21 protein-coding genes and 2 tRNA genes are annotated in these 22,608 nt (G+C 60.7%); 13 read left to right on the top strand and 10 right to left on the bottom strand.

Features of this window, described 5'->3' with window-relative positions:
* Both HKD24_RS10425 and HKD24_RS10420 read left to right on the top strand, forming a co-directional pair.
* On the top strand, positions 1 to 394 hold a 394-nt coding region (locus HKD24_RS10425), incomplete at its 5' end, for an integrase core domain-containing protein (RefSeq protein ID WP_194260231.1).
* 212 nt (positions 395 to 606) lie between these two features.
* Positions 607 to 1,116: a MerR family transcriptional regulator gene (locus HKD24_RS10420; protein ID WP_194260230.1), complete on the top strand. Its 510-nt coding sequence runs from the start codon at positions 607 to 609 to the stop codon at positions 1,114 to 1,116.
* On the opposite strand, the gene HKD24_RS10415 is transcribed toward HKD24_RS10420, so the two are convergent.
* The gene (locus HKD24_RS10415; RefSeq protein ID WP_194260229.1) at positions 1,113 to 1,805 is read right to left on the bottom strand and encodes a type 1 glutamine amidotransferase domain-containing protein; all 693 of its coding nucleotides are present in this window, start codon (positions 1,803 to 1,805) and stop codon (positions 1,113 to 1,115) included. The genes HKD24_RS10420 and HKD24_RS10415 overlap by 4 nt on opposite strands.
* A 151-nt stretch (positions 1,806 to 1,956) precedes the next feature.
* On the opposite strand from HKD24_RS10415, the gene HKD24_RS10410 reads away from it, so the two are divergent.
* Complete coding sequence (locus HKD24_RS10410; RefSeq protein ID WP_194260228.1) at positions 1,957 to 2,889, top strand: SDR family oxidoreductase; 933 nt, start codon at positions 1,957 to 1,959, stop codon at positions 2,887 to 2,889.
* Between the two features lie 177 nt (positions 2,890 to 3,066).
* Here the strand turns inward: HKD24_RS10410 and HKD24_RS10405 are convergent, their stop codons facing one another.
* The 4 genes from HKD24_RS10405 to HKD24_RS10390 all read right to left on the bottom strand — a co-directional run bounded on the left by HKD24_RS10405 (position 3,067) and on the right by HKD24_RS10390 (position 6,731).
* The gene (locus HKD24_RS10405) at positions 3,067 to 3,591 is read right to left on the bottom strand and encodes a hypothetical protein (protein WP_062497172.1); all 525 of its coding nucleotides are present in this window, start codon (positions 3,589 to 3,591) and stop codon (positions 3,067 to 3,069) included.
* A gap of 72 nt (positions 3,592 to 3,663) precedes the next feature.
* Positions 3,664 to 5,022 (bottom strand): ammonium transporter, encoded by a 1,359-nt coding sequence (locus tag HKD24_RS10400; RefSeq protein WP_322783307.1) that lies wholly within the window; start codon positions 5,020 to 5,022, stop codon positions 3,664 to 3,666.
* The gene (locus HKD24_RS10395) at positions 5,022 to 5,360 is read right to left on the bottom strand and encodes a P-II family nitrogen regulator (protein WP_024716650.1); all 339 of its coding nucleotides are present in this window, start codon (positions 5,358 to 5,360) and stop codon (positions 5,022 to 5,024) included. Before HKD24_RS10395 ends, HKD24_RS10400 begins: the two co-directional genes overlap by 1 nt.
* Before the next feature lie 147 nt (positions 5,361 to 5,507).
* Positions 5,508 to 6,731: a mechanosensitive ion channel family protein gene (locus HKD24_RS10390; RefSeq protein WP_228124318.1), complete on the bottom strand. Its 1,224-nt coding sequence runs from the start codon at positions 6,729 to 6,731 to the stop codon at positions 5,508 to 5,510.
* A gap of 343 nt (positions 6,732 to 7,074) precedes the next feature.
* On the opposite strand from HKD24_RS10390, the gene HKD24_RS10385 reads away from it, so the two are divergent.
* From HKD24_RS10385 to cysE, 3 genes are read left to right on the top strand one after another with little or no spacing between them, the layout of a single operon-like run.
* Complete coding sequence (locus HKD24_RS10385) at positions 7,075 to 7,752, top strand: hypothetical protein (protein WP_194260227.1); 678 nt, start codon at positions 7,075 to 7,077, stop codon at positions 7,750 to 7,752.
* A gap of 55 nt (positions 7,753 to 7,807) precedes the next feature.
* The gene (locus tag HKD24_RS10380) at positions 7,808 to 9,025 is read left to right on the top strand and encodes a UbiH/UbiF/VisC/COQ6 family ubiquinone biosynthesis hydroxylase (protein WP_194260226.1); all 1,218 of its coding nucleotides are present in this window, start codon (positions 7,808 to 7,810) and stop codon (positions 9,023 to 9,025) included.
* On the top strand, positions 9,022 to 9,804 hold the full coding sequence (gene cysE / locus HKD24_RS10375; protein WP_194260225.1) for a serine O-acetyltransferase: 783 nt from the start codon (positions 9,022 to 9,024) through the stop codon (positions 9,802 to 9,804). Before HKD24_RS10380 ends, cysE begins: the two co-directional genes overlap by 4 nt.
* Before the next feature lie 48 nt (positions 9,805 to 9,852).
* Here the strand turns inward: cysE and HKD24_RS10370 are convergent, their stop codons facing one another.
* On the bottom strand, positions 9,853 to 11,013 hold the full coding sequence (locus HKD24_RS10370; RefSeq protein ID WP_194260224.1) for an aldose epimerase family protein: 1,161 nt from the start codon (positions 11,011 to 11,013) through the stop codon (positions 9,853 to 9,855).
* Positions 11,014 to 11,329: 316 nt separating this feature from the next.
* On the opposite strand from HKD24_RS10370, the gene HKD24_RS10365 reads away from it, so the two are divergent.
* The 3 genes from HKD24_RS10365 to HKD24_RS10355 are packed head-to-tail and all read left to right on the top strand — an operon-like array spanning position 11,330 to position 14,378.
* Positions 11,330 to 12,148 (top strand): MlaA family lipoprotein, encoded by an 819-nt coding sequence (locus tag HKD24_RS10365; protein ID WP_194260223.1) that lies wholly within the window; start codon positions 11,330 to 11,332, stop codon positions 12,146 to 12,148.
* Between the two features lie 10 nt (positions 12,149 to 12,158).
* Positions 12,159 to 12,752 carry an MlaC/ttg2D family ABC transporter substrate-binding protein gene (locus HKD24_RS10360; protein ID WP_062511216.1) on the top strand — a complete coding sequence of 198 codons (594 nt, stop codon included), beginning with the start codon at positions 12,159 to 12,161 and terminating at the stop codon, positions 12,750 to 12,752.
* A 21-nt stretch (positions 12,753 to 12,773) separates the two neighbouring features.
* Complete coding sequence (locus tag HKD24_RS10355) at positions 12,774 to 14,378, top strand: hypothetical protein (RefSeq protein ID WP_194260222.1); 1,605 nt, start codon at positions 12,774 to 12,776, stop codon at positions 14,376 to 14,378.
* Here the strand turns inward: HKD24_RS10355 and HKD24_RS10350 are convergent.
* From HKD24_RS10350 to HKD24_RS10340, 3 genes are all read right to left on the bottom strand, one after another.
* A complete protein-coding gene (locus HKD24_RS10350; protein WP_194260221.1) occupies positions 14,365 to 14,862 on the bottom strand; it encodes a GNAT family N-acetyltransferase in 498 nt (165 codons plus the stop codon). The genes HKD24_RS10355 and HKD24_RS10350 overlap by 14 nt on opposite strands.
* Positions 14,863 to 14,936: 74 nt before the next feature.
* On the bottom strand, positions 14,937 to 16,616 hold the full coding sequence (gene ettA / locus HKD24_RS10345) for an energy-dependent translational throttle protein EttA (RefSeq protein WP_194260220.1): 1,680 nt from the start codon (positions 16,614 to 16,616) through the stop codon (positions 14,937 to 14,939).
* 76 nt (positions 16,617 to 16,692) lie between these two features.
* Positions 16,693 to 16,766, bottom strand: a tRNA-Ile gene (locus HKD24_RS10340).
* A 218-nt stretch (positions 16,767 to 16,984) separates the two neighbouring features.
* Here HKD24_RS10340 and HKD24_RS10335 point away from each other — a divergent pair.
* From HKD24_RS10335 to HKD24_RS10320, 4 genes are all read left to right on the top strand, one after another.
* Positions 16,985 to 19,153, top strand: coding sequence for an FUSC family protein (locus HKD24_RS10335; RefSeq protein ID WP_194260219.1), 2,169 nt, complete (start codon positions 16,985 to 16,987; stop codon positions 19,151 to 19,153).
* A gap of 142 nt (positions 19,154 to 19,295) precedes the next feature.
* Entirely contained in the window at positions 19,296 to 19,697 is a 402-nt protein-coding gene (adhS, locus tag HKD24_RS10330; protein WP_062511206.1) for an alcohol dehydrogenase subunit III, read from the top strand.
* 173 nt (positions 19,698 to 19,870) lie between these two features.
* Positions 19,871 to 20,392, top strand: a complete 522-nt coding sequence (gene ppa, locus HKD24_RS10325) for an inorganic diphosphatase (RefSeq protein WP_062511500.1) — start codon at positions 19,871 to 19,873, stop codon at positions 20,390 to 20,392.
* A gap of 366 nt (positions 20,393 to 20,758) precedes the next feature.
* Complete coding sequence (locus HKD24_RS10320) at positions 20,759 to 22,171, top strand: carbohydrate porin (protein ID WP_407646368.1); 1,413 nt, start codon at positions 20,759 to 20,761, stop codon at positions 22,169 to 22,171.
* 320 nt (positions 22,172 to 22,491) lie between these two features.
* Here the strand turns inward: HKD24_RS10320 and HKD24_RS10315 are convergent.
* A tRNA-Gly gene (locus tag HKD24_RS10315) sits at positions 22,492 to 22,566 on the bottom strand.
* Positions 22,567 to 22,608: the final 42 nt, after the last annotated feature.

Genomic DNA, 22,608 nt, shown 5'->3' with positions numbered 1-22,608 from the left:
GCTACAGGATGCCTTTACGCGCTATGGCGCCCCGGAAATTTTCAATACGGATCAGGGCTCACAATTCACGACGCCCCGTTTTACCGGGCTCCTGGAAGAGCGTCAGATCCGTATCAGCATGGATGGACGTGGGCGCTGGCTGGACAACGTGTTCATCGAGCGTCTGTGGCGGTCGCTGAAATACGAATGTGTCTACCTGCACGCATTTGAGACCGGATCAGAACTTCGAGTGGGGCTCACGAAATGGATCACCCATTATAACGGGCAACGTCCCCATACGGCTCTGGCTGGACGAACGCCTGATGAGGCGTATCATGGCGCGCCGACGCCATCTGGCCCGGGGTTAACCCCGGACCAGAGGGCCAACAGCAACGCCGTCAGAATGGCGGCATAACAATAACCGGGTATAGCTTATTCAAATCCAAAAACTGTCCGAACAGACGGGACCACCTCTATCCCCAGTCCTTATAGAAAATCTCTACACCGTCAGATGTGGTGACAAAGGACATGATACGCCTCCTGGCTGATCAATAACGGGATACTGGTCAGAGCCTAACCTTGAAGCTAACTTCAAGGTCAAGCTGCGTTCATGACCGGGGGTAAATCATGAAGATTGGAGAACTGGCACAGCAAAGCGGACTGACACCCTCGCGCATCCGCTTCTATGAGCGGATTGGCCTCCTGAAGACGGTCGAGCGCCGTCCCAACGGATACCGGACCTACCCGCAGCAGGCCGTGATGATCCTGGGTCTTATCACCACAGCGCAGCGGGCCGGGTTTACGCTGGACGAAATCCGCACCCTGCTGCCCTCTGATCTGACACACTGGGATCATGCGGCGCTGATGGATGCCCTGACCCGCAAGATTGCGGATATCGAAGCGCTGCAGGTGCGCCTGACCCAGAGCAGAGCGCATCTGCTTCGTCTTATTGAGGATATTCAGGAGCGCCCCGACGACATGGACTGTGCAGCCAATGCGCATCGTGTCCTGACGAATATGCTTTCGGACCACCCCGAAGCCCTCGACGTCACATCGGGCGATATCCGCCTTCTGGATACGAAGGACCGCCGTCAGTCGGTCAGCCCTGACCGTCGTAAAAAGACGGCATCCCGTTAAGCCCCATCCAGAAGCGCCACGACTTTTCTTGCCGTCCCCCTGGCGGAAAAGGGGTTCTGCCCTGTTACCAGTCGACCATCGCTCACGACATGGGACATGAATGGCAGGAGTGCCTTTTCGTAAATCGCCCCCCGTGCCTTCACCTGTGCTTCCGCATTATAAGGGACTTCGCGCGCAACACCTGCCAGTTTCTCCTCGGTCCATGAAAAACCGGTGATCTTTCGGCCGGCCACCAGAAAAGAACCATCCGCACGCCGGATGTTCAGAAGCCCACAATATCCATGACAGACAGCGGATACGACGCCACCCTTTTCCCAGATCGCGCCGGTGATGGCCTGAAGACTGTCACTGTCCGGAAAATCCCACATCACGCCGTGACCACCGGTGAAGTAGATCGCATCATAATTTTCGGGCCGAACGTCATCGGGGCTCAGTGTAGCGTCCAGTAAAGCCATTTTTACTGGATCGTTCAGCCAGGCCCTGGCCGACTGATCGCACAGGGGCCACTTCAAAGCCTTGGGCTCAAGCGGAACCTTCCCGCCCCGAGGGCTGACAATGTGCTGTTCAAAACCCCTGGCGGCAAACACATCCCAGGCATGTGTCAGTTCTGACAGCCACAATCCGGTAGGATGAGCAGGATTGTCAAAATGGGCGACGTTGGTGGCAACGTGAAGGATACGGCGGTTCATGACGGGCCCCTTTCATGTGGCAGGGTACTCAGACACCCATCCTGTAACGTTCGAGCCTGGCTGAAGGTCAATCTCCTGTTTGACCTTAAATCTGACTCGAACGTTAAGCTGCATGTCCCTCATCAGTCAGACAACGCAGAGGCTAAGACATATGCAGACAATTCTTGGCGCAAACGGTCAGATCGCCACCGAACTGGCGCGGAGCCTGCATCATTATCATACGCGTGACTTGCGCCTGGTGAGCCGCAATCCCCGCAAGGTCAATGAAGACGACGCTGTTATGGCTGCGGACCTGATGGACGTCCGACAGACAACCGAAGCGGTGAAAGGCAGCGACATCGTCTATTTCACAGCTGGTCTGCCTCCGGACAGCAAACTCTGGGAAGACCGGTTTCCCGTCCTGCTGAAGAATGCTTTGCAAGCCTGCCGGACTGCTGGGGCCAGCTTTGCATATTTCGACAATACCTACATGTATCCGCAGGACAGCCAGCTTCAGACAGAGGAAACCCGCTTCGCTCCCGTTGGCCGGAAAGGGCGGGTGCGCGCCGCAATGGCGTCCATGGTCCTGGAAGAAATGGCGCGGGGAGACATTCCCGTGCTCATCGCCCGTGCCCCGGAATTCTATGGCCCCGAAAAAACACAGAGCTTCACTAATACCCTGATTATCGACAGGCTGAAAACCGGCAAAAGGCCTCTGGTTCCTGTCCGTGACGATACGCGCCGCACCCTCATCTGGACGCCGGATGCGAGCCGTGCACTGGCAACCCTGGGCAATACACCGGCTGCTTTCGGGCAGACCTGGCATCTCCCATGCTGTGATGAGCGGCCGACCTATAAGACATTTGTCACCATGGCGAGCAGGGTTTTCGGACGAACGCCTGCTTATTCCGTCATCGGAAAATGGCCGCTGATCCTCGCAGGCATTTTTTCAAAGCAGGTCCGGGAGATCAGGGAACTGCTCCCGCGTTATGAACAGGACAATCTTTTTGATTCAGCGAAATTCAAGCATCATTTTCCGGAGTTTTCTGTCACGACCTATGAAGAGGGTCTGGAACTGATCGGGAGGGAGCAGAAAGGTAGATGAAGCCTTTCTTTAGCCCTTTATGGTCAGGAGGGTCTCAATGATGTGTCGGTGTCTGCTTCTGATCGCCCAATGCCGATAGCGGGCTTTCCGCCCCCCAAACAGCTGTGCTTATGAGACGTATGATCAAATAAAAAAGGCCCCTTCCCGAAGGAAGGAGCCTTTTTTGCAAAGCAGTGCTTATTCACCCTTGAGGCGGGAGTTGCACTCCGACCAGTAGCCGCCGCCCTTCTGGATCCATTTCAGCGAACCGTTGCCGCCGTTCGCCTTGTTGGCGTTGTACTGGGCCACGCAGGTCTTCTGACGGGCCTTGCCGGCGGAGAGCTTGCTGAATTCCGGAGAGATGGCCGTCGGGAACACGACATTGCCCGACGAAGCAACCGCCGCCTTGGGCGCGATCGGGGCCTTTGTCGCAGCCGGAGAAGAATCCGACGCTGCGGCGCTGGTGGAAGCAGCGGGGGTTGCAGCAGCGGTCGGGGCCGTTTCAGCCGCGGCGGCCGGAGCAGCGGCAGCCTTGGTCGTTTCACCACAGCTGGCGGCCTTGAAGGCCTTGTAGGACTGGCCGTTCAGGGAACCGTTCTGCTTGGCCGTCTTGAATGCGGCATGGCATTCCTTGGCCGTCATGGCATGCGCGGGGGCAGCGCTTAGCCCGGCGGCCAGAAGCGCCGCGAGGGAAAGGCCGGAAAAGGCTTTTGTAAACGTCATGCAGAAAGAACCTTCATTCTGAAATCGGCGGGAGAAAACAGCCCCCGCAGCATAACCGCCGGATGGGCGCAGTCAGTTGATGCGCTCACCATGCAGAACCATGTCGAGACCTTCAAGCTCCTCTTCCGGCGAGACCCGCAGGCCCATCACCAGATCCAGAACCTTCAGGATCAGCGTCGTCATGATAACACACCACACCACCGTCACACCCACGGCCTCGGCCTGTGCCACGACCTGATGGACACTGGCGACCGTCCCTTCCGGGTTGGACGCCGTGGCCGAAAGCGGACCATAGGCGAACGCGCCGGTGAGGATGGCGCCGATGATGCCGCCCGTACCGTGGACGCCGAACGCATCGAGGCTGTCATCATAATTGAAGCGGTGCTTGAGCCAGGTGGCGCTCCAGAAGCATCCAGCACCAGCGATCAGACCAATGAGGACCGCGCTGCCCGGCAGGACGAACCCTGCGGCTGGCGTGATGGCGACCAGACCGGCCACCGCACCCGAGATGATCCCCAGCGCCGTTGGCTTGCCCGTGCGCGCCCATTCGACGACCATCCAGGCCACACCGCCCGCAGCGGCAGCGACCTGCGTCGTCAGCATGGCCATGCCCGCGCGGCCATTGGCACCCAGCGCGGAACCCGCATTGAAGCCGAACCAGCCGACCCAGAGCAGAGATGCGCCGATAATGGCGTAGGTCAGGTTGAACGGAGAGAGATCTTCCGTGCCGAACCCCTTGCGGCGTCCCAGAATGATCGCACAGACCAGACCGGCCACACCGGAATTGATGTGCACGACCGTACCGCCAGCGAAGTCCACCGCACCAAGCCCCGCGACCCAGCCGGTCGGGCTCCAGACCCAGTGCGCAACCGGCGCGTAAACCAGCAGCAGCCAGGCCACCGTAAAGAGGCACATGGAAGAGAACTTCATGCGCTCGGCATAGGCGCCCGTAATGAGGGCGGGGGTGATGACGGCAAACGTCATCTGGAACATCATGAAGACGCTCTCGGGGATCGTCATCGTGACGGCGGCAGGGGTTCCGGCGCCAAGCGTGAAAGCGGAATCAACGCCCTCATGGAAGTTGTCCGCAACACCCCGCAGCAGGACGCGCGACAGATCCCCGATCCAGGGCGAACCGGTTGAGAACGCCAGACTGTACCCGGCGACCATCCAGACCAGACTGCCGATGCAGCAGATCATGAAGGACTGGATCAGCGTCGCCAGCACGTTCTTCTTGCGGACCATGCCGCCATAGAACAGCGCCAGGCCGGGGATAGTCATCATCAGGACAAAGGCCGTGCTGACGAGCATCCAGGCCGTGTCACCCGTATCAATGGGGGCAGCGGCCGGAGCGGCATGGGCGATGGCGGGCAGCGCAACAACACCGGCTGCAAGGGAAAGTACGGAGCGCCTCAGCGCAGGGGCGGCCATCAGAGAGCGCCCTCGCCGGTTTCTCCCGTACGGATGCGGATGAGCTGGTCGAGGCTGGAGACCATGATCTTGCCGTCACCAATCTTGCCGGTGCGGGCTGCGGTCATGATGGCCTCGATCACGTCCTCGGCGATCGTGTCGGAAACGGCGACCTCGATCTTGAGCTTGGGCAGGAAGCTGACGTGATACTCGGCGCCGCGATAGATCTCCGTCTGGCCTTTCTGGCGGCCAAAACCCTTGACCTCGGTAACAGTGAGACCCTGCACCCCAAGCGGGGTCAGGGCTTCGCGGACGTCATCAAGCTTGAACGGTTTGATGATGGCAGTAACGAGCTTCACGAACGGCATATCCTCGTTGCGGTCTGGCAATCTGTATCAGAGTATGCCCCAGATCATGCCAGTCTCATAATGATATTGGCAGTCCGGCCGTGCCGTTTTCAGTGAATTTTCCCTGAACGAATGAGCCTGTTGCCCAAACGCTTCTCCTCAGGAGCGTCCGGGCATCGCTGCGGGCGGAGAAGCCGGCATGTCCGGGCCGCGATAGGGGCCATCCTGCGGGCGGTTGACCGGCGGGGCGACCAGATTGTCCGGCCAGGGGCTCTGGTCCGGCGTCCCGGAGACAATGGCGGTCCGTCCGCGCGGCAGGCATTCTGGCATTTCCGTGCGCAGACGGCGCAGCATGCGCTCGCGGATGTCGCAGCCCAGATTCCACATCCCGTTCGCATCGGCCGCACCCGCGATCAGACGGATGGAAATGACCTGTGCGTTGGTATCCGCGATCTGGCAGCCGATGGAGGTCTTGTCCTGATCCCAGTCCGGGCACTTGGCGAGTTCCTCGAAGTAGATTTCCCGCAGGCGCTCGACCGGGGTCTGATAGTCCAGCCACAGGAACAGCGAGCAGATCAGAGACGGCGAACTGTGCGTCCAGTTCTGGAACGGATTTTCAAGGAAGTACGAAATCGGCACGATGTAGCGGCGGCGGTCCCAGGTGCGCAGGACGACATAGGTCGCGTTGATTTCCTCAACCCAGGCCCAGTCCCCGTTCAGGATCAGCATATCCTCCATGCGGATCGGCTGGGTGACGGCGATCTGGATACCGGCAATCAGGTTCGACAGGGCCGGACGGGCGGACAAACCAACGATCAGGGAGGCGGCCCCGGCGGACGCAAACAGCGACACACCGAATTTCTGCACCGAGTGGAACACCATCAGCGAGGACGCGACCGTCAGCACGCCGAACGAGATCTCGATCAGCCGGCGCAGGACACGGATCTGTGTCTGGTGCGAGCGCGCAGTGATGTCGTCCGTGTGCTCCTTGGCCGTGATGCGGTTAAGATACTGGTCCGTCAGCAGGCGAAACGTCTTGATGATGCCGAAGCCGAGATTGAGAATGAACAGGCACAGGAACGCCTGTTCCAGAAAGGTCATCGTCGCGGGCGTAAAACCGGTCGTGGCCTGAAGGGCGGCACTGGCGGCGATGATCATCAGGAAGTTGCGGATGGTCGTCCGCAGGCGCGCGATGATCGCATGAATGAACTGGATGCGACGCAGGCCCGGCAGCCGTGGCAGGGCCTCCGTGATGACGCGGCTGAACAGCAGCGCAATTCCCGCCGCCAGAAGCAGCAGAAGGATCGAACCAAGCGGAGCGGGAAGCCAGCTCAGGAGATGCCCGACCCGGCTCATGGAATTGACGTAGGAATGTTCGATCATGCGCTGTGCGGTTCCCTTTCCCCTGCATATTCAAAATCTGCCCCTTCCCGGCACGCTGTCAGGAAAGGGAGATGTGCGGCAGAGGCTCAGGCCTTTCTTCCGCGAACGGTCATGATGACGCAGGACAGAACATCAGGGGGAATGAATTGTTCCCTGCCATCCGTCCGTCATGCGAAATTACCGGAAGAAAAGTCTCTCCCGCAGGATGACAGTGAAGCACAGCAATGGCAGCCTGGGTGAAATTTTCCCGGCGCAGGCGCTTTCGGCATCACGATTGACTTTGAAAACCGTGCATCCCGCCGCCTTTCTTTAGCGCTATAGTTTGCGGATTTCAGGAGCATTCATGGGTTATGATCTCAGTATTACCCGGGACCCCATCTGGACAGGACGTCCGGGCCGCAGCCTGACGCTGGAAGAATGGTTTGACGTCATCCAGCGTGATGACGAACTCTGCTTCGCCCCCTCGGGAGATCCACGGAAGTACCCGACCTGTGATGCCGAGTGGCTGGCCCATCCCAAACCTGAAGAGACACCGCAGGGGACGCGGTTCTTCTGGTGCGGTGGCAACATCACCTACAAATATCCAGACGAGTACCAGATGCTCAAAATGGTTCAGATCAGCCACAGGCTGAACGCGATCGTCATAGGCGATAACGGCGAACGCTATGATCTGGATGAAAACGGGAAGCTGGTCGTAGACGAAAACGGCCCTCCTGCGCTTCCGAAACCGATGGCTTACGGCATTGGCTGCAATCCCTGTGAAAAATTCACAAAGGCCATGGCGGCTTCCGAAACATCGGAGAGTGTCCTGTTCTACCAGTGGTATCTTGGTCTGGTCACAGCCGTGAATGCCGCCCGGTACGAGGACGGCAAATCGGTCATGACGTTTTCCCTGACACCGGAACGCATCAGGGAAGATCAGAATTTTTTCCGTCAATACTGCCAGGACCACCCGAACCGGTCATTCCAGCAGGCCGCCCTGCTGCTGATGCAGATGCGGCTGGCACGCTCCGGGGGGTAACGCGCGCCGCCCCCTTCCGCTCAAACCGCCGCAGGAGTAGGACAGGGGCAGGGAGATGAGTACGATGAAAAAAACCCATTACGACCTCTGCATCAACGGTGCCGGCCCGGTGGGCGCTACGCTGGCGTGTCGTCTGGCGGCAGAGGGCGTGCGCGTCCTGCTCATCGACCGCAATGCCCTGCCAGGCATGGAAGACCCCGCACTGGATGGCCGGGCCTATGCCATCGCGGAAGGCTCCCGCCGGATGCTGGCGGATGCCGGAATCTGGGACAATCTGACCAGCGTTGCCCAGCCGATCCATGAGATCCTCGTGGCGGACGGACGCCCGCATGAGGCCCCCTCCCCGCTGACGCTGCATTTCGGCCCGGAAGACGCCCCCGAAGGCCAGAGCTTCGGCTGGATGGTCGAGGCGCGGGACCTGCGTCTGGCAATCAACCGGACGCTGACGCAGTATGACAGCCTCGATGTCCATGCCCCGGATCTGGGGAGCTTCACGTTCCATCCGGATCATGTCTCCATCCGTCTGGCCTCCGGAAAGACCGTGACAGCCAAGCTGGCCGTGGCGGCGGAAGGACGCCGCTCCCCGCTGCGTCGTCAGGCACGGATCGGGCTGACCAAGATTCCCTATAACGAGTACGGCATCGTCGCGACCATCGCGCATGAAAAGCCGCATCATGGCGTGGCGCTCGAATATTTCCTGCCGGAAGGTCCGTTCGCCCGCCTGCCCATGCCCGGCACGGCCGAGCACCCGCATCGCTCCGCCATTGTCTGGACCGAAGGTGAAGGCCGCGCCCAGCGTTTCCATGACCTGCCGGACGAAATCTTCGGGCGCGAGATCAAGGCCCGTATGGCGAACGAGGATCTGGGCGAAATCACGCCCGTCGGCCGTCGCTGGATTTATCCGCTCTCGGCGCAGTACGCCCAAAGCTATATCGGCCCGCGTCTGGCACTCGCCGGTGACGCCGCACACGGCATCCATCCGATCGCAGGGCAAGGCCTGAATATCGGTTTCCGGGACGTGATTTCTCTTGCAGACCTGCTGATCGAGGCCCACCGGAACCGCAGGGATATGGGCAGCCGCGAGCTTCTGGTCCGCTATCAGCGCAACACCCGCCCCGGCAACATGGCCATGCTCGCCGCAACGGATGCGCTCGAGCGCCTGTTCGGCAATGACAATCCCGTTCTGCGCCGCCTGCGCGATATCGGCATCGCGGGCGTCCAGCGCTTCCCTGCCCTGCGCCGGGCCTTTGTGCGAAAGGCCATGGGCGTATGACGGGAGCGCCCGAACAGGCCCCTGTTCCGGACAGAACGTCGGATCTTACTGCCTTCTGGAAGGACATGCAGTCCCAGGCGTGCAGTTGCCATGACCCGCTGATCCAGGATGTCTTTTCCACAAATATCGGCGATCATCCGGACTTTCCGTCCGCACTGGCCTCCCTGCTGGGCACGAAACTGGCGGACCGCTCCATCCCGGCGACGACGATCACCCGTCTCGTCGCCTCGGTCCTGAGTGCGGAGCCCGAAATTGCGGAAACGGCGGCCTCCGACATTCTGGCGACCTATGACCGCGACCCGGCCTGCCCGGACCTTGTCACGCCCTTCCTGTTCTTCAAGGGATGGCAGGCGCTTCAGGCCTACCGGATTTCGCATCACCTCTGGACAAAGGGCCGTCAGCATCTGGCCCATCATTTCCAGAGCCGGATCAACGAACTCTTCGCCATCGACATCCACCCCGCAGCCCGGCTCGGTCGCCGACTGAGCATCGATCATGGAACCGGAATCGTGATTGGTGAGACCAGCATCGTCGAAGATGACGTTGCGCTGTTTCAGGATGTCACGCTCGGAGGCACGGGCAAACTGACCGGCAACCGTCATCCCATCGTGCGCCGGGGTGCCATGATCGGATCAGGCGCCAAGATCCTCGGCCGCCTCATTATCGGTGAATATGCCCGGATCGGGGCCGCCTCGGTGGTGCTGGAAGATGTGCCCGCCTATTCCACCGCCGTCGGCAACCCGGCCAGGATCGTGGGTACCACGCCCCGGCCGGCCTGAAGCGACTTAAAGCCGGTCCGGAGCTTTCACCCCGGACCCAACCGCTTTTTACTGGTTCGAGAATTTGAACGTCGTCGTGTAATCGAAGGTCTGGCCCGGCTTCAGCTCGGTCGTCGGGAAAGACGGGTGGTTCGGGCTGTCGGGATAGTGCTCGGCCTCGAAGGCGATCGCATCGCCCTGACGATAGGCATGACCGGACACACCGGCATAACCGCCATCCAGCGAGTTGGACGTATAGACCTGAAGCCCCGGCTGGTTCGTCAGGATCTCCATGGTCCGGCCCGAACGCGGATCATAGATCTTGCCGGCCAGACGCGGTGCCTGACCATAAGGCCCGTTGACGACCCAGTTCATGTCATAGCCGCGGGCATACATCATCTGCGGATCATTGCTGCGCAGACGGTCCCCGATGACGGTCGGCTTGCTGAAGTCGAGCGGCGTGCCGGCAACAGGCGCGATCTGGCCGGTCGGGATGGACGTGGCGTCGGTTGGCGTGAAGCCATCCGCATTGATCTGAAGCACTTCCGGCTCGATGGAGCCCGAGCCTTCGCCGTTCAGGTTCCAGTAGCTGTGATTCGTCAGGTTCAGAACCGTCGGCGCATCGGTCGTAGCGACATAATGCAGCGACAGGGCGTTGTCCGTGCCAAGCGTGTAGGTCACATGGGTCGTCAGCTTGCCGGGGAAGCCCTGATCGCCGTCCGGGCTAACCAGTTTAAGCGTCAAATACGCCCCCTTGGCGTTGGTGCCGGTCTTTTCGATCGTCCAGACGTTCTTGTCGAAGCCCTTCCTGCCGCCATGCAGCGCATTCGGCGGAGCCGTCACATCCGTATGGTAGGTCTTGCCTTCGACGGGGAAGTTGCCGCCGGCGAGACGGTTGGCATAGCGGCCGATGATGGCACCGAAGAACAGGCCGCCCTTCGCGCTATCGACCGTGTAGCCCTTCAGGTTATCAAAACCGAGCACGATGTCCTGCGGATGGCCCGCACGATCCGGGGTCTCAACCGACTGAATGATGCCGCCATAGGTGATGACACGGGCGGTCGTGCCGAGACCGTTTTTGAGCGTCACGATCCGGACGGGTTTGCCATCGGGCGTGCTCCCCCAGGGCTGGCTTGCAACAGTGGGACGGGCCTGTGCCACTCCTGTGCTGACGGAGAGCGCAGCAACCGTTACGAGAAGTGCGGTCTTGGGGCCAAAGAATCTGGACATTGAAAAACTCCCGGGTGTTGAGTTGAAGCCACAGTGCTCCCAAGAAACCGCAGGGGTCAAAGCGCAGAAAGCGACCGGAACGCATCTGGATCGCTAAAGCAGTTCTCCTCTTCAAACCGCCAGCATTTGCAGACATACAGGGATGCAGGCTAACGGAGGATACGTTATGACTACGTCCCTCCGCAGTTTTCCGCGACGGATGGCGCGTGGCCGATCGGGTTTCATGGAGTCCTGCAGGGAACGGATTATGAAAATTTCCGTTTTCCTGTGACTTCTTCGTGAGCGCAGGGCCGGGAAGGGCATTTTGAGGATGGTTATGGACTTTCGGCAGGACGAAAACAGTATCCGGGGGACGCGCTCGCGTCGTATGTCGCGGCGCAGCAGGGCTCTTGCGGGTGCGCTCGCCCTGCTGACGCTCGGCGCCTGTGGCTCGCTGCGGAATCCGCCTCCGAAAGATCCGGACGACCTTGCGGATTACAAGGCCGCGAATGATCCTTACGAACCCGCCAACCGCAAGATGTACAACGTCCAGATGTGGGCCTATCACAAGGTCCTGCGTCCGGTCGGAAAGGCCTGGATCTGGGCCATTCCCAAGCCTGTCCGTCATTCCATTGCAAATGTGAATGAAACCTGGCGCGAGCCTTCAGTGTTCTTCTCTGATGTCGGCGCGGGCAAGCCGCGTCGCGCCGGAGACGCCTTCATGCGCTTTGCGATCAACATGAGTGCGGGCGTGGCCGGTTTCTTCGATGTGGCAAGCCTTGTCGGCTACAAGCAGCATGAAACCGATCCGGGCCTGACGCTGGGCACCTGGGGCGTGAAGAGCGGCCCTTACCTGTTCGTCCCGTTCGTTGGTCCGACCAACATCCGCGACGGCATTGGCTATGGCATCAGCCAGGGCCTGACGCCGATCAACTATGTGCCCCGCGGCTATGATCTGCTAACCTTCAACTGGGCTTACAACGTGGCCGGGACCATGGAAGGCTATGCCAGCTCCATCGACCAGATTGACCATCTTGAACAGGACAGTCTGGACCCGTACTCCTATATCCGGAGTGCATGGCAGCAGAACCGTCAGAGCCAGATCGACACCATCAAGGGCGATGATCGCGCAACCACCCCTGACTGGTACAACTGAGGACAACGACATGTTCAACGTATTTTCGCGCCGCACTGTTCTTGGTGCCGTCGTCTCCCTCGCCGTCGCAACGGGGGCCGCTCACGCCAGCACGGCGACGGATTTCGTGAACTCCTTCGGCGGCCGTCTGGCGACCGTTGTCAATTCGGGCAAATCGCTGGACGAAAAGAAGAAAGAGGTTCTCCCCCTGCTCAAGGAGAACGTCGATATCACCGGGATCGGCCGCTACTGCCTCGGCAAGTACTGGCGCACCGCCACCCCGGCCCAGCGTGACAAGTACATTTCCCTGTTCGATCAGGTGCTGGTCAACACCATCACGGACCAGATCGGCAACTATCAGGGCGTGAGCTTCCGCGTCACGACGACGACCTCGACGCCGGAAGGCGAGCGCGTCAACGCGCTGATCGACCGTCCGGGCCAGCCGGAAGTCAACATGCAGTTGATCATCGGGGGCAACCCGCCCAAGGTCGTGGACATGTATGGCGAAGGGGCCAGCCTGCGCATGAACCAGCGTGGCGATTACAGCTCCTATCTGGCCCGCCATAACGGCGACGTCGATGCGCTGAACGCCGCCCTCGAGCGTCAGCTGACCCACCACCAGTAAGACACGGTTTCTGAAACCGTGATGTCCCGAAACGGACGGCTTTCCCTGCGGAAGCCGTCCGTTTTTGTATCCGGTTTCGGTTTTCAGGTCGTTATCCTGTTGGCCTTCGTTCTGTCCTGTCTGACGTTCTTCGGATGGGCCTGCCGGAAAGGCCTGTGGTTTCTGTCATTCTGCGATGAGGGCGAGCATCTGCTGGGCGGGCGGATGCTGAATGAGGGGGGCCGGCTCTACGTCTCGTATGTGGACTCGCACGGGCCGGTCATCTTCATGCTGTCCCAACTCTATGGTGCCCTGTTCGGCTGGCATTTTCCGCAGGGCGCAAGGCTGTTCCTGCCTGCACTGGCCCTCATGGCAGCAACCTGCCTCAGCGTAACATCCGCCCTGTCCGACGTCCGTCACCGTGTTCTCGCCAGCACGGTTTTCATCGGAGGGGTCGCGTCCTACTGGCTGATGGACGCCTTTTACATGATCAGTTTTTACCCGGTGGCCGGGTTTCTGGCGGTCTGCCTGCTGGCGCTGTTCGTGGTGCCTGTATGGTTTGGAAAAACGCCCTCAGTTCTTTCCTCGGCACTTGCAGGCATGTGCCTGATCCTGATCCTGGGCTGCGCCTATGCCTATGGTCCGGGCATGTTTCTGATCGTGATACCGGCTCTCTGGCTTCTCGCACGGGAGCAGGGAGGCAGGGCTATCAAGGCGTTTGCGGGAGGCGCCGTCCTCACCGTTCTGCTGCTTGGCCTCTGGTTCTGGCGCTATTCGGATTTCGGAAGCTTCGTGGTCTTCCATATCCTCTTCAACCAGATCGCCTACGCTCCGTTCATCCACTTCGGACCCAAAACTTTTCTGGTGTCTCTCGTGCCCTCATTTCGGGGGGAAGAGTTCTATCCCACCCTCGCCCATCTCATCCTCGCCGCATCGCTCCCGATGCTGCTGTACAGGCGCCCTAACCGAAACCGGATGGCCATCCTGATCGGATTTGCGGGCATCCTCCTCCTCAATGCCCGGGCTGCGGCCGGTTTCAAGGATGGCCAGACCCTCATTATGGCCTTCGCGCTTGCAGGATTGGCTCTCGGGGGATGTCCTGAACGACAGGCAGACAGCAGCCGGATGCTGTCACGCAGCGCTCTGGCTGGCGCTATCGGGATGGTTCTGGTGTTCTGGGGCAGCAGCCATCTTGCGACCAATACCCCTTTCAACTGGACCTATCACGAAAGCACGCACAAACCGCCCTACACGATCTATCAGCCGATTGACGATGCCATCAGCCTCAAGGTCCGATCCCTTGTCCCACCCGGACAACCCATCCTGATGCTGCCATACATGCCGGAGTTCTACTGGATGGCGGACCGGCGTCCCCCATACGGCTATTACGAGTATCTGCCCTGGGATGCGGTTTATGCCCGGCATCCGGTCCCGGGCTATCCTCATGATCTGTGCCAGAAGCTGCTGACAGACCCTCCGCCGCTGATCGTCTACACGCCGGAGACTGATCCCACGTCCCTCACCGTCCGGCCGTTCTTCGCCTGTATCAAGGAGAGGCTGGCGACCATGTACATGCCGGTCGAAGGCTTCCCGTCCCTGCATGTCCTGCGGCCCCGCAAGAACCAGAGTCGCGTCAGTCCGCCGTGATTTCGTAGAGGAACATCGTGTCACCATCGCGATCGAAGGTGGTGGTGTGGCGCAGTCCCAGACTGCCCAGAACCGTGCGGGAGGCCAGATTGTCTTCCCGTGTGACGGCAACAATCCGCTTCTCGCCACTATCGAGCACATAGCGCAAAGCGGCTGCGGCGGCTTCGCGGGCAATACCTCGACCGGCGGCCCACGGGAAAATGGAAAAGCGCAGTCCGAGACCGCGTCCATCGGGGCGTTCATGCACGCCCGTAATGCCGACGAAGCGGCCGTTTTCGCGGATGGCAAAAATCCCGACACCACGTCTGGCCCAGAAACTGACGTCCTCCGCCATTTCCTGTTCGGTCGTGGTGCGGTTACGGACACCGCCCAGCATCCGCGCGAACGCTCCGGCATTGCCCTTGAGCGCCACCATGTCTTCGAGGTCCGGCCAGTTGACCGGAGTCAGAACAAGCCGGGCGGTACGGATTTCACGCCCCAGCACGCAGCTCTCCCCGGGCCTTCAGCATAGACCCCCAGCGAACGGGATATCCCGCCCACCGAGGGTAAAACGCCGGATCAGCGGGCCAGCGGGCGATACTTGATACGGCCGGGCTCGGTCGCATCCGGGCCCAGACGGCGACGCTTGTCCGCTTCGTAGTCCTGGAAGTTGCCTTCGAACCACTCGACATGGCTGTCGCCCTCGAAAGCGAGGATATGCGTGGCCAGACGGTCGAGGAACCAGCGGTCATGGGTGATGATCACGGCGCAGCCTGCGAATTCCGCCAGAGCGTCTTCGAGGGCACGCAGCGTATCGACGTCAAGATCGTTGGTCGGTTCGTCAAGCAGGATGACATTGCTGTCCTGCTTGAGCATCTTGGCCAGATGGACGCGGTTACGCTCACCACCGGACAGGACGCCCACGCGCTTCTGCTGGTCGGAGCCCTTGAAGTTGAACGCGCCCACATAGGCCCGCGACGGAACCGTGCGCTTGCCAAGCTGGATGACGTCCGTACCGCCGGAAATTTCTTCCCAGACCGTCTTGTTGTCATCGAGCGTATTGCGGGACTGGTCCACGTAACCCAGCTTCACCGTCTCGCCGATCTTGAGCGATCCGCTGTCGGGCTTGTCGTCGCCGGTAATCATTTTGAACAGCGTGGACTTGCCCGCACCGTTCGGCCCGATCACACCCACGATGCCGCCCGGCGGCAGCTTGAAGCTGAGATTGTCGATCAGCAGACGATCGCCGAAGCCCTTCGTGAGGTTCTCGGCCTCGATGACCGTACCACCCAGACGCGGGCCCGGCGTGATGACGATGTCTGCCGTGCCGCCAGCCTTCTCGGCATTGGCGGCCAGCATTTCCTCATACTTCGTGATACGGGCCTTGCTCTTGGCCTGACGGGCCTTGGGCGAGCTGGAAATCCACTCCTGCTCGGCGGCCAGGGCACGCTGGCGGGAGCTTTCTTCCTTCTCTTCCTGGGCCAGGCGCTTGCGCTTCTGGGTCAGCCAGGACGAGTAGTTGCCTTCGAACGGATAGCCGCGGCCACGCTCGATTTCGAGGATCCAGTTGGTGACGTTGTCGAGGAAGTAACGGTCATGGGTGATGACCATGACGGTGCCTGCATAGTCACGCAGCGTCTTTTCGAGCCAGCTCACGCTCTCGGCGTCGAGATGGTTGGTCGGCTCATCGAGCAGCAGGATGTCGGGCTTTTCGAGCAGCAGGCGGCACAGGGCCACGCGGCGCTTCTCACCACCCGAAAGATTCGTCACCGGGCTGTCGGCGGACGGGCAGCGCAGGGCGTCGAGCGCGATTTCGAGCTTGCGGTCCAGCTCCCAGCCGTCGCCTGCATCGATCTTCTCCTGAAGATCAGCCTGCTCGGCCAGAAGCGCCGTCATCTCGTCATCGGACATCGGCTCGGCGAACTTCATCGAGATCTCGTTGAAGCGGTCCACGGCCTTCTTCAGCTCACCGAAGCCTTGGGCGACGTTCTCGCCGACTGTCAGGCTCTCGTCGAGCTTCGGCTCCTGCTCCAGATAGCCGATGCGCGCACCTTCGGCAGCCCAGGCTTCACCGCCATATTCCTTCTCGATGCCGGCCATGATCTTGAGCAGCGTGGACTTACCCGCGCCGTTCACACCAAGGACACCGATCTTCACACCCGGCAGGAAGGACAGGGTGATGCCCTTGAAGACTTCACGCCCACCCGGATAGGCCTTGGTAAGGTCCTTCATGACATAGACGTACTGGTAGGCGGCCATGGGAGGTCTCCTCGATCGGTGGATGGGCGGGGAAGAAGCGGAACAGGAATTCCGCATGAATCAGGTCGGCACACCGTGCGCCCGGAGGGACTCGAACCCCCAACCAAGCCGTTATGAGCGGCCGGCTCTAACCAATTGAGCTACAGGCGCGCGGGTGCAGTCCGAAATCGCCCAACTCGGGTCTTTTTGCAAGGGCCGACATGGTGGAATGTGTCTTTTTAAGTTAGTGTGTCACGCCTTCCCGTTCCCGAAAGGCCGTTCAGGCGACCTTTGCTGCCGTTGCGAGATGGCCTCACTGGTCTGTATTGCCCGAAGGGATGTCCGATGCCTGCAAATACCGCACAGAGACCAAGCGGTTGTCATCTGGCATGATACAGACCGGGCCGGTCGCACTCATTCGCAAACTGCGATGGCTCTATGCCCCCGATCCGGTCATGGCCGGATATGCGCTCCGCACCACCTGCACGTCCCTCCTGGCCCTTGGCATCGCGCTGTGGATGGAACTCGGCAGCCCGCAATGGGCCGCGCTAACCGTCTGGATGGTGGCGCAGGGCACGCGCGGACGCAGCCTTGCGAAGGCCAAATGGCACCTGTTCGGCATGATCGTCGGCGTCATCAGCGGCATTGCGCTGGTCGCGGCCTTCCCGCAGGCGCCGCTGATGTTCATCCTCCTGCTGGCGGTCGGGATTGGCACGTTCTGCATGATCGGCACGTTCATGCCCGGTCCGGCGTCGATGACAAATTACCGCATCCATGGCATGCGCGCCTCGGGCTTTACCTACGCCATCGTCTCGCTCGACGGCATTGCGGACCCGCACCACATCTTCGCCATCGCGATGTCACGCGCCACCTACATCCTTCTTGGCATCGTGCTGGAAGCGTCGATTTCCGGCCTGTTCCAGCTTGGCCTGACCAAACGTACGCGCCACCAGCTCGCCAGCACGTTCGAGGATACGCTCAAGCCCGCCCTGACCGCTATTGCCGGCATCCTCATCGGCAAGGAAGGGGCGATGCAGAACGTGCAGGCCATCTTCACCCAGATCACGACGCTCGGCGATCAGGTGGAATTCGCGGAAGTCGAACTCGGCCGCCGCGACCATGCCGGTGACCACGCCCGCGCGGCGCTGGCGGACATCGCGGTGCTTCTTGCCCGCGCGCTCGATCTCGCCACGCTCATGCGCCTACCCCTCAGTCAGGACGACATGTTCCGACAGGAAGCCGATGCCATCCGCGATATTTTCCTGAAACTCCCGGCCCGGCTGGAGGGGACGGAACCCATGGACAATATCCTGTCGGATCTGCTGGCCCTGCGCCGTCAGTGCCGCCAGAAGGTCGTCTCGGATTTCAGCACCGCCCAGCCGGACGATACGGCGCGCGCGGCCGTTCTGCGCCACGGCATGCTTCAGCAGGCTCTCGTCGAACTGATTGATGCACTCCGCATGGCCCTGACCCAGTTCGAGGCCAGCCGCCATCCGCAGCCCCATGACCATTTCCATTCGCCAATCCGCTCCTATCGCGACTGGCAGCAGGCCATCACCAACAGCCTGCGCTCCTCCGTTACGGTCTTTGGCGCGGGCCTGATCTGGATCTGCACCGCCTGGCCCAGCGGACTGACCTTCATCATGTTCGTCTGCATCGTGTGCAGCCTGTTCTCCACGCTGGAGCGCCCGGCACTCGCCACACAGGCCTTCCTGCGCGGCGCCTGCTGTGCGGTTATCGCAGCTGGCGTGCTCAACCTGGCCCTGATGGGCAAATCCACGACATTCGAGATGCTCGGCATGTGGTCCGGACTGGCGATGATGCTCGGTGGTCTGGCCTTTGCCTATCCGCCGCTGACCCTTCCGGCCGTCTCCTACAACCTGTTCCTGCCCATCCTCGTCGGCCCATCCAATCAGGCAAAGACAGACGAAATCGTCTATTTCAATACCGCCCTGCCGCTGGTGCTGGGCCTGCTCTACGCCTCATGGATGTACCGCGTTTTCCTGCCTTATGATCCCGCCCATCAGCGCTGGACCATGCGCGAACATATCCTGCGGGATCTGCACCGCATTGCCGATGGCCACGCGCAGGAAACGGTGGACAGCGTGGTTTCGCGCAACGTGGACCGCTTCGTCCGCCTCATGACCAATTCCGGTTCGACACCCTCACCTGTCATCCAGGCCTATCTCACCGGCATCCTGTCGGGGATGCGTGTCATGCTCAACCTCCTGCGCCTTCAGGCTATCCAGCGTGACACCCGTCTGAGCGCCGATGCACGGCAGGCGCTCGCGCTTGTCATGGGGCGAATGAGCCATTTCAGCGGGCGCTATCACGGGCATTACGGCCGGACACTCCGGGCCACGAAACTCGCGATTCTCCGCCTGCGGACCTGCGAGCGTGCCGAATCCCGCCCCCGCGAGCGTTTCGTCCTGATCGCAGCGCTGACCAGTCTGGACGTCATCGCCACCGAACTGGACACAAACCGCGTTTTCTTTGATGCCAGCAGCCCGTATTTCGATCCTTCGGTCAGCCCGGCCGAACTGGAATCCACAGGCTGAGTCCGGCCTGACACAATTCTCACGAACTGATCACGAAGAAATGTTCTGAAACACACTTCCCTTTTGCGGAAAACGGGGGAATGTTTCGGTTTCAGCCGCGGGTGACCGCGGACGACAGGGTTTCAGAACTAAGGATACCGTGATGTTTCGTCGTATCGTGCCCGTCCTCGGCCTCGCCCTCGGGCTGGGTCTGGCTTCCCAGGCTGCCATGGCACAGGAACAGTCCCCCCCGCCTCCGCCGGCCGTCCAGGGTACGCCCGGCAAGGACTTCACGGGCGTGTCGCCCACCAACCTTGCCGGCATCATGAACTACTGCGTCGAGCAGCAGTACGTGTCCTATGACGAGGGCAATCCCGTCCTTTACGGACTGAGCGAGAAGTACAAGGCAACCGAGCAGACAGTCGGCAACTTCGACTACGCCCTTGGTTCCGCCGGTTATTTCGACAGCAACGGCAAGCGCTACTACCTCGTGGCCTACACGAACGAAGACGACCGCCGCGCCGCCTGTCATGCCGCCGTCAAGGCCGCACAGCCGATGCTCTGAACCCCTTTCGCAGGGACCGGATCTTCGAAAGCTCCCCATGCCGGACGGTATGGGGAGTTTTTTTATGCCCACTTCATACGACCGGGCCGGACTTCTCCCCTTTCCACTCTGGGCAGAGGCCACGGGCGCCGGTAATATCCCCGCCTCTCCAAACAGTTCAGGACATGAACATCATGGACGTTTCCAAGATCTCGCCCGGCAAGGACCTGCCCAACGACATCAATGTCGTCATCGAAATCCCGCAGGGTTCGCAGGTGAAGTACGAAGTGGACAAGGACAGCGGTGCGCTCATCGTTGACCGTTTCCTCTTCACGCCGATGGCCTATCCGGCCGCTTACGGCTTCATTCCGGGCACGCTGGCCGCCGATGGCGATCCGGCCGACGCCCTTGTCCTGACGCCTGCCGCCGTTGTGCCGGGCTCCGTGATCCGTGCCCGTCCGATCGGCATGCTGAAGATGGAAGACGAGAGCGGACAGGACGAGAAGATCATCTGCGTCCCGCACGACAAGGTGCATCCGCAGTTCACCAACGTGCATTCCGTGGACGACCTGCCGGAGATCACGAAGAAGGCGATCACGCATTTCTTCGAGCGTTACAAGGATCTCGAGCCCAACAAGTGGGTCAAGGTGACGGGCTGGGCCGACAAGGCCGCAGCAGGCGAAGTCATCATGGCAGCGCGCGACGCCGCCAAGTAATCGACGGTTTTTTCCGTCTAAAGCCCCTGTCTCCTTCGGAAGACAGGGGCTTTTTTGTTCATTATCACATCTATTTGTGATCTATAATGATACAAGTAACATTATTTTATGATCTTTACCGGTAAATGTGTGTTATCGCGGCGATGCTAACCTGCTTTCCAAGGAATCAGCGGCTTGTCTCGAGTCCATATCCACGCAGCTCTCTGCCTGGTCACGTTTCTTCCGTCCTGCGCAATTGCCCAGAGCCTTGGAGCCACAAGCACCACGGCCCAGAACGGCACCGCACAGTCCTCCTCGACCTCCGGCACGGGCTCCAGTGTGAGCCTGGCGCCCTCAACAGCCCAGAGCTACAGCCCTGACAAGAAGATCACCCAGATCCAGGTCACGGCCCCGCAGCAGGCCAGCACGTCGGTTGTCTGGCCTTCCGAAAACTCCGAACTCCCCAGCGAGCGCGTCAACACGCCGCTGAACCAGATCTATTTCGGCAATGAATGGGTCCCGCCCCTACCGCATCCGGAAGCCATCCTGACCGATCCGTTCGGCTGGAACACCTGGCTGCGGGATCGTGGCGTGGCCATCATGATGGATACGACCAACGAATTTTCGGGCGCCATCACCAGCCCGACCCCGGGCTATGGCCTGCGTCAGGGCAGCAGCAATGCCGGCCAGTACAGCCTTGAGAACGACATCGACTGGGAAAAGCTCGCCAATGTGCGCGGCTTCTCGACCCATGCGCTTGTCGTCGGCCGGTACGGCATCCCCGCCAGCCGCATGTTTGGTGACAACCTCAACCCGAGCTCCGAAATCTACGGTGCCGGCGGCAATGTGGTCGTCCATCTCGTTTACGCCTATGCGGAAGAGACCATTGCCAAGGGCCGTGTGGACCTGGCGGGCGGCCGTATTCCGCTGCTGAACGATTTCTCGGCCAGCCCGCTCTACTGCACCTTCCAGAACAACGCGTTCTGCGGAAACCCCAAAGCGTCTTCCGACAACATCACCCATTCGTCCTATCCGGATGCCAGCTGGGCCTTCCGCGTGCGGACACGTCCGACCACCAGCACCTATATCCAGACCGGCGTCTATTTCTCGCAGGCGGGTATTTACAACAACGTGCAGTACCGTACGGGCTTCAAGTTCAACGGCGCGGACATCCACGGCGAAGCCATCCCGATGGAAGCCGGCTGGGAGCCGCTGTTCGGCAAAGACAAGCTGCCCGGCCATTACAAGGTCGGCTATGCGATCGACAACGCGCCCCACAAGGACAACTATTACGACGCAAACGGACAGCCCTATGTTCTGACCGGAAACCCCGCCCGCACCCTGAACTATTCATGGTCGGCCTGGGCCCTGGCGGACCAGATGGTCTGGCGCCATCGCGTCAAGGGCAATGCTGATGCAGGCCTGATCCTGCTGGGCGGCATGTATGCCAACAGCCCCCGCACCCAGCTCAGGGCACAGCAGTATTCCGCAGGTCTGATCGACAGCGGATTCTGGGCATCCCGCCCGCTGGATACGATCGGTATCAACTTCACCTATGTGCGCGTTTCCAAGAATGCCACGGCCACGGAACGTCTGCAGGCCATGTACGGACTGCCCCTCATGGCCGGGTCCCTGACGCCGCAGACATTTGGCGAAGTGCTTGAAGCGACCTACCGCATCCATGTGCTTCGCGGCATTACCTTCGCACCGGACTTCCAGTACTTCTTCCGCCCCGGCGCGCAGAAATCCCTCAAGGACGCTGCGATGCTCGGCTTCAAGAGCCACATCCAGTTCTTCTGAGTTACAACGTTATCCGGGAAGCACTGCCTCACACGCAGCTTCCCGGACATTCCCAGTGCAGCGGTCCAACCCGCCGTTTGCTGACGGAGTCCCGGACTACAACGCGCGGCACAAACAGGCTGAGCGCCGTCACCGGATCATGATGTGTCTGAAGTCACTGCAGGAAATTGCACGGACAAGATGGCCGCCCGATAGCGGGGCATTCAACACAATCCATATGACGATCCGTGCCTGGACATGCAGCCGGCGCAGATTCCCGGGCAGCAGAAAGCCTTCCTAAAAAGGCTGACCCATGATTTTCAGTATTCTGGAAATGTCACTGGAGCGGGCGATGGGATTCGAACCCACGACCCCAACCTTGGCAAGGTTGTGCTCTACCCCTGAGCTACGCCCGCACTCCGTGGGACGGCTTATGACCGAATCCTGAGCGGCGTGCA

This window comes from Gluconobacter vitians, assembly GCF_015244565.1.
In the GTDB taxonomy this organism is placed as follows: domain Bacteria; phylum Pseudomonadota; class Alphaproteobacteria; order Acetobacterales; family Acetobacteraceae; genus Gluconobacter; species Gluconobacter vitians.
This window is presented reverse-complemented; position numbering and strand designations above follow the sequence as displayed.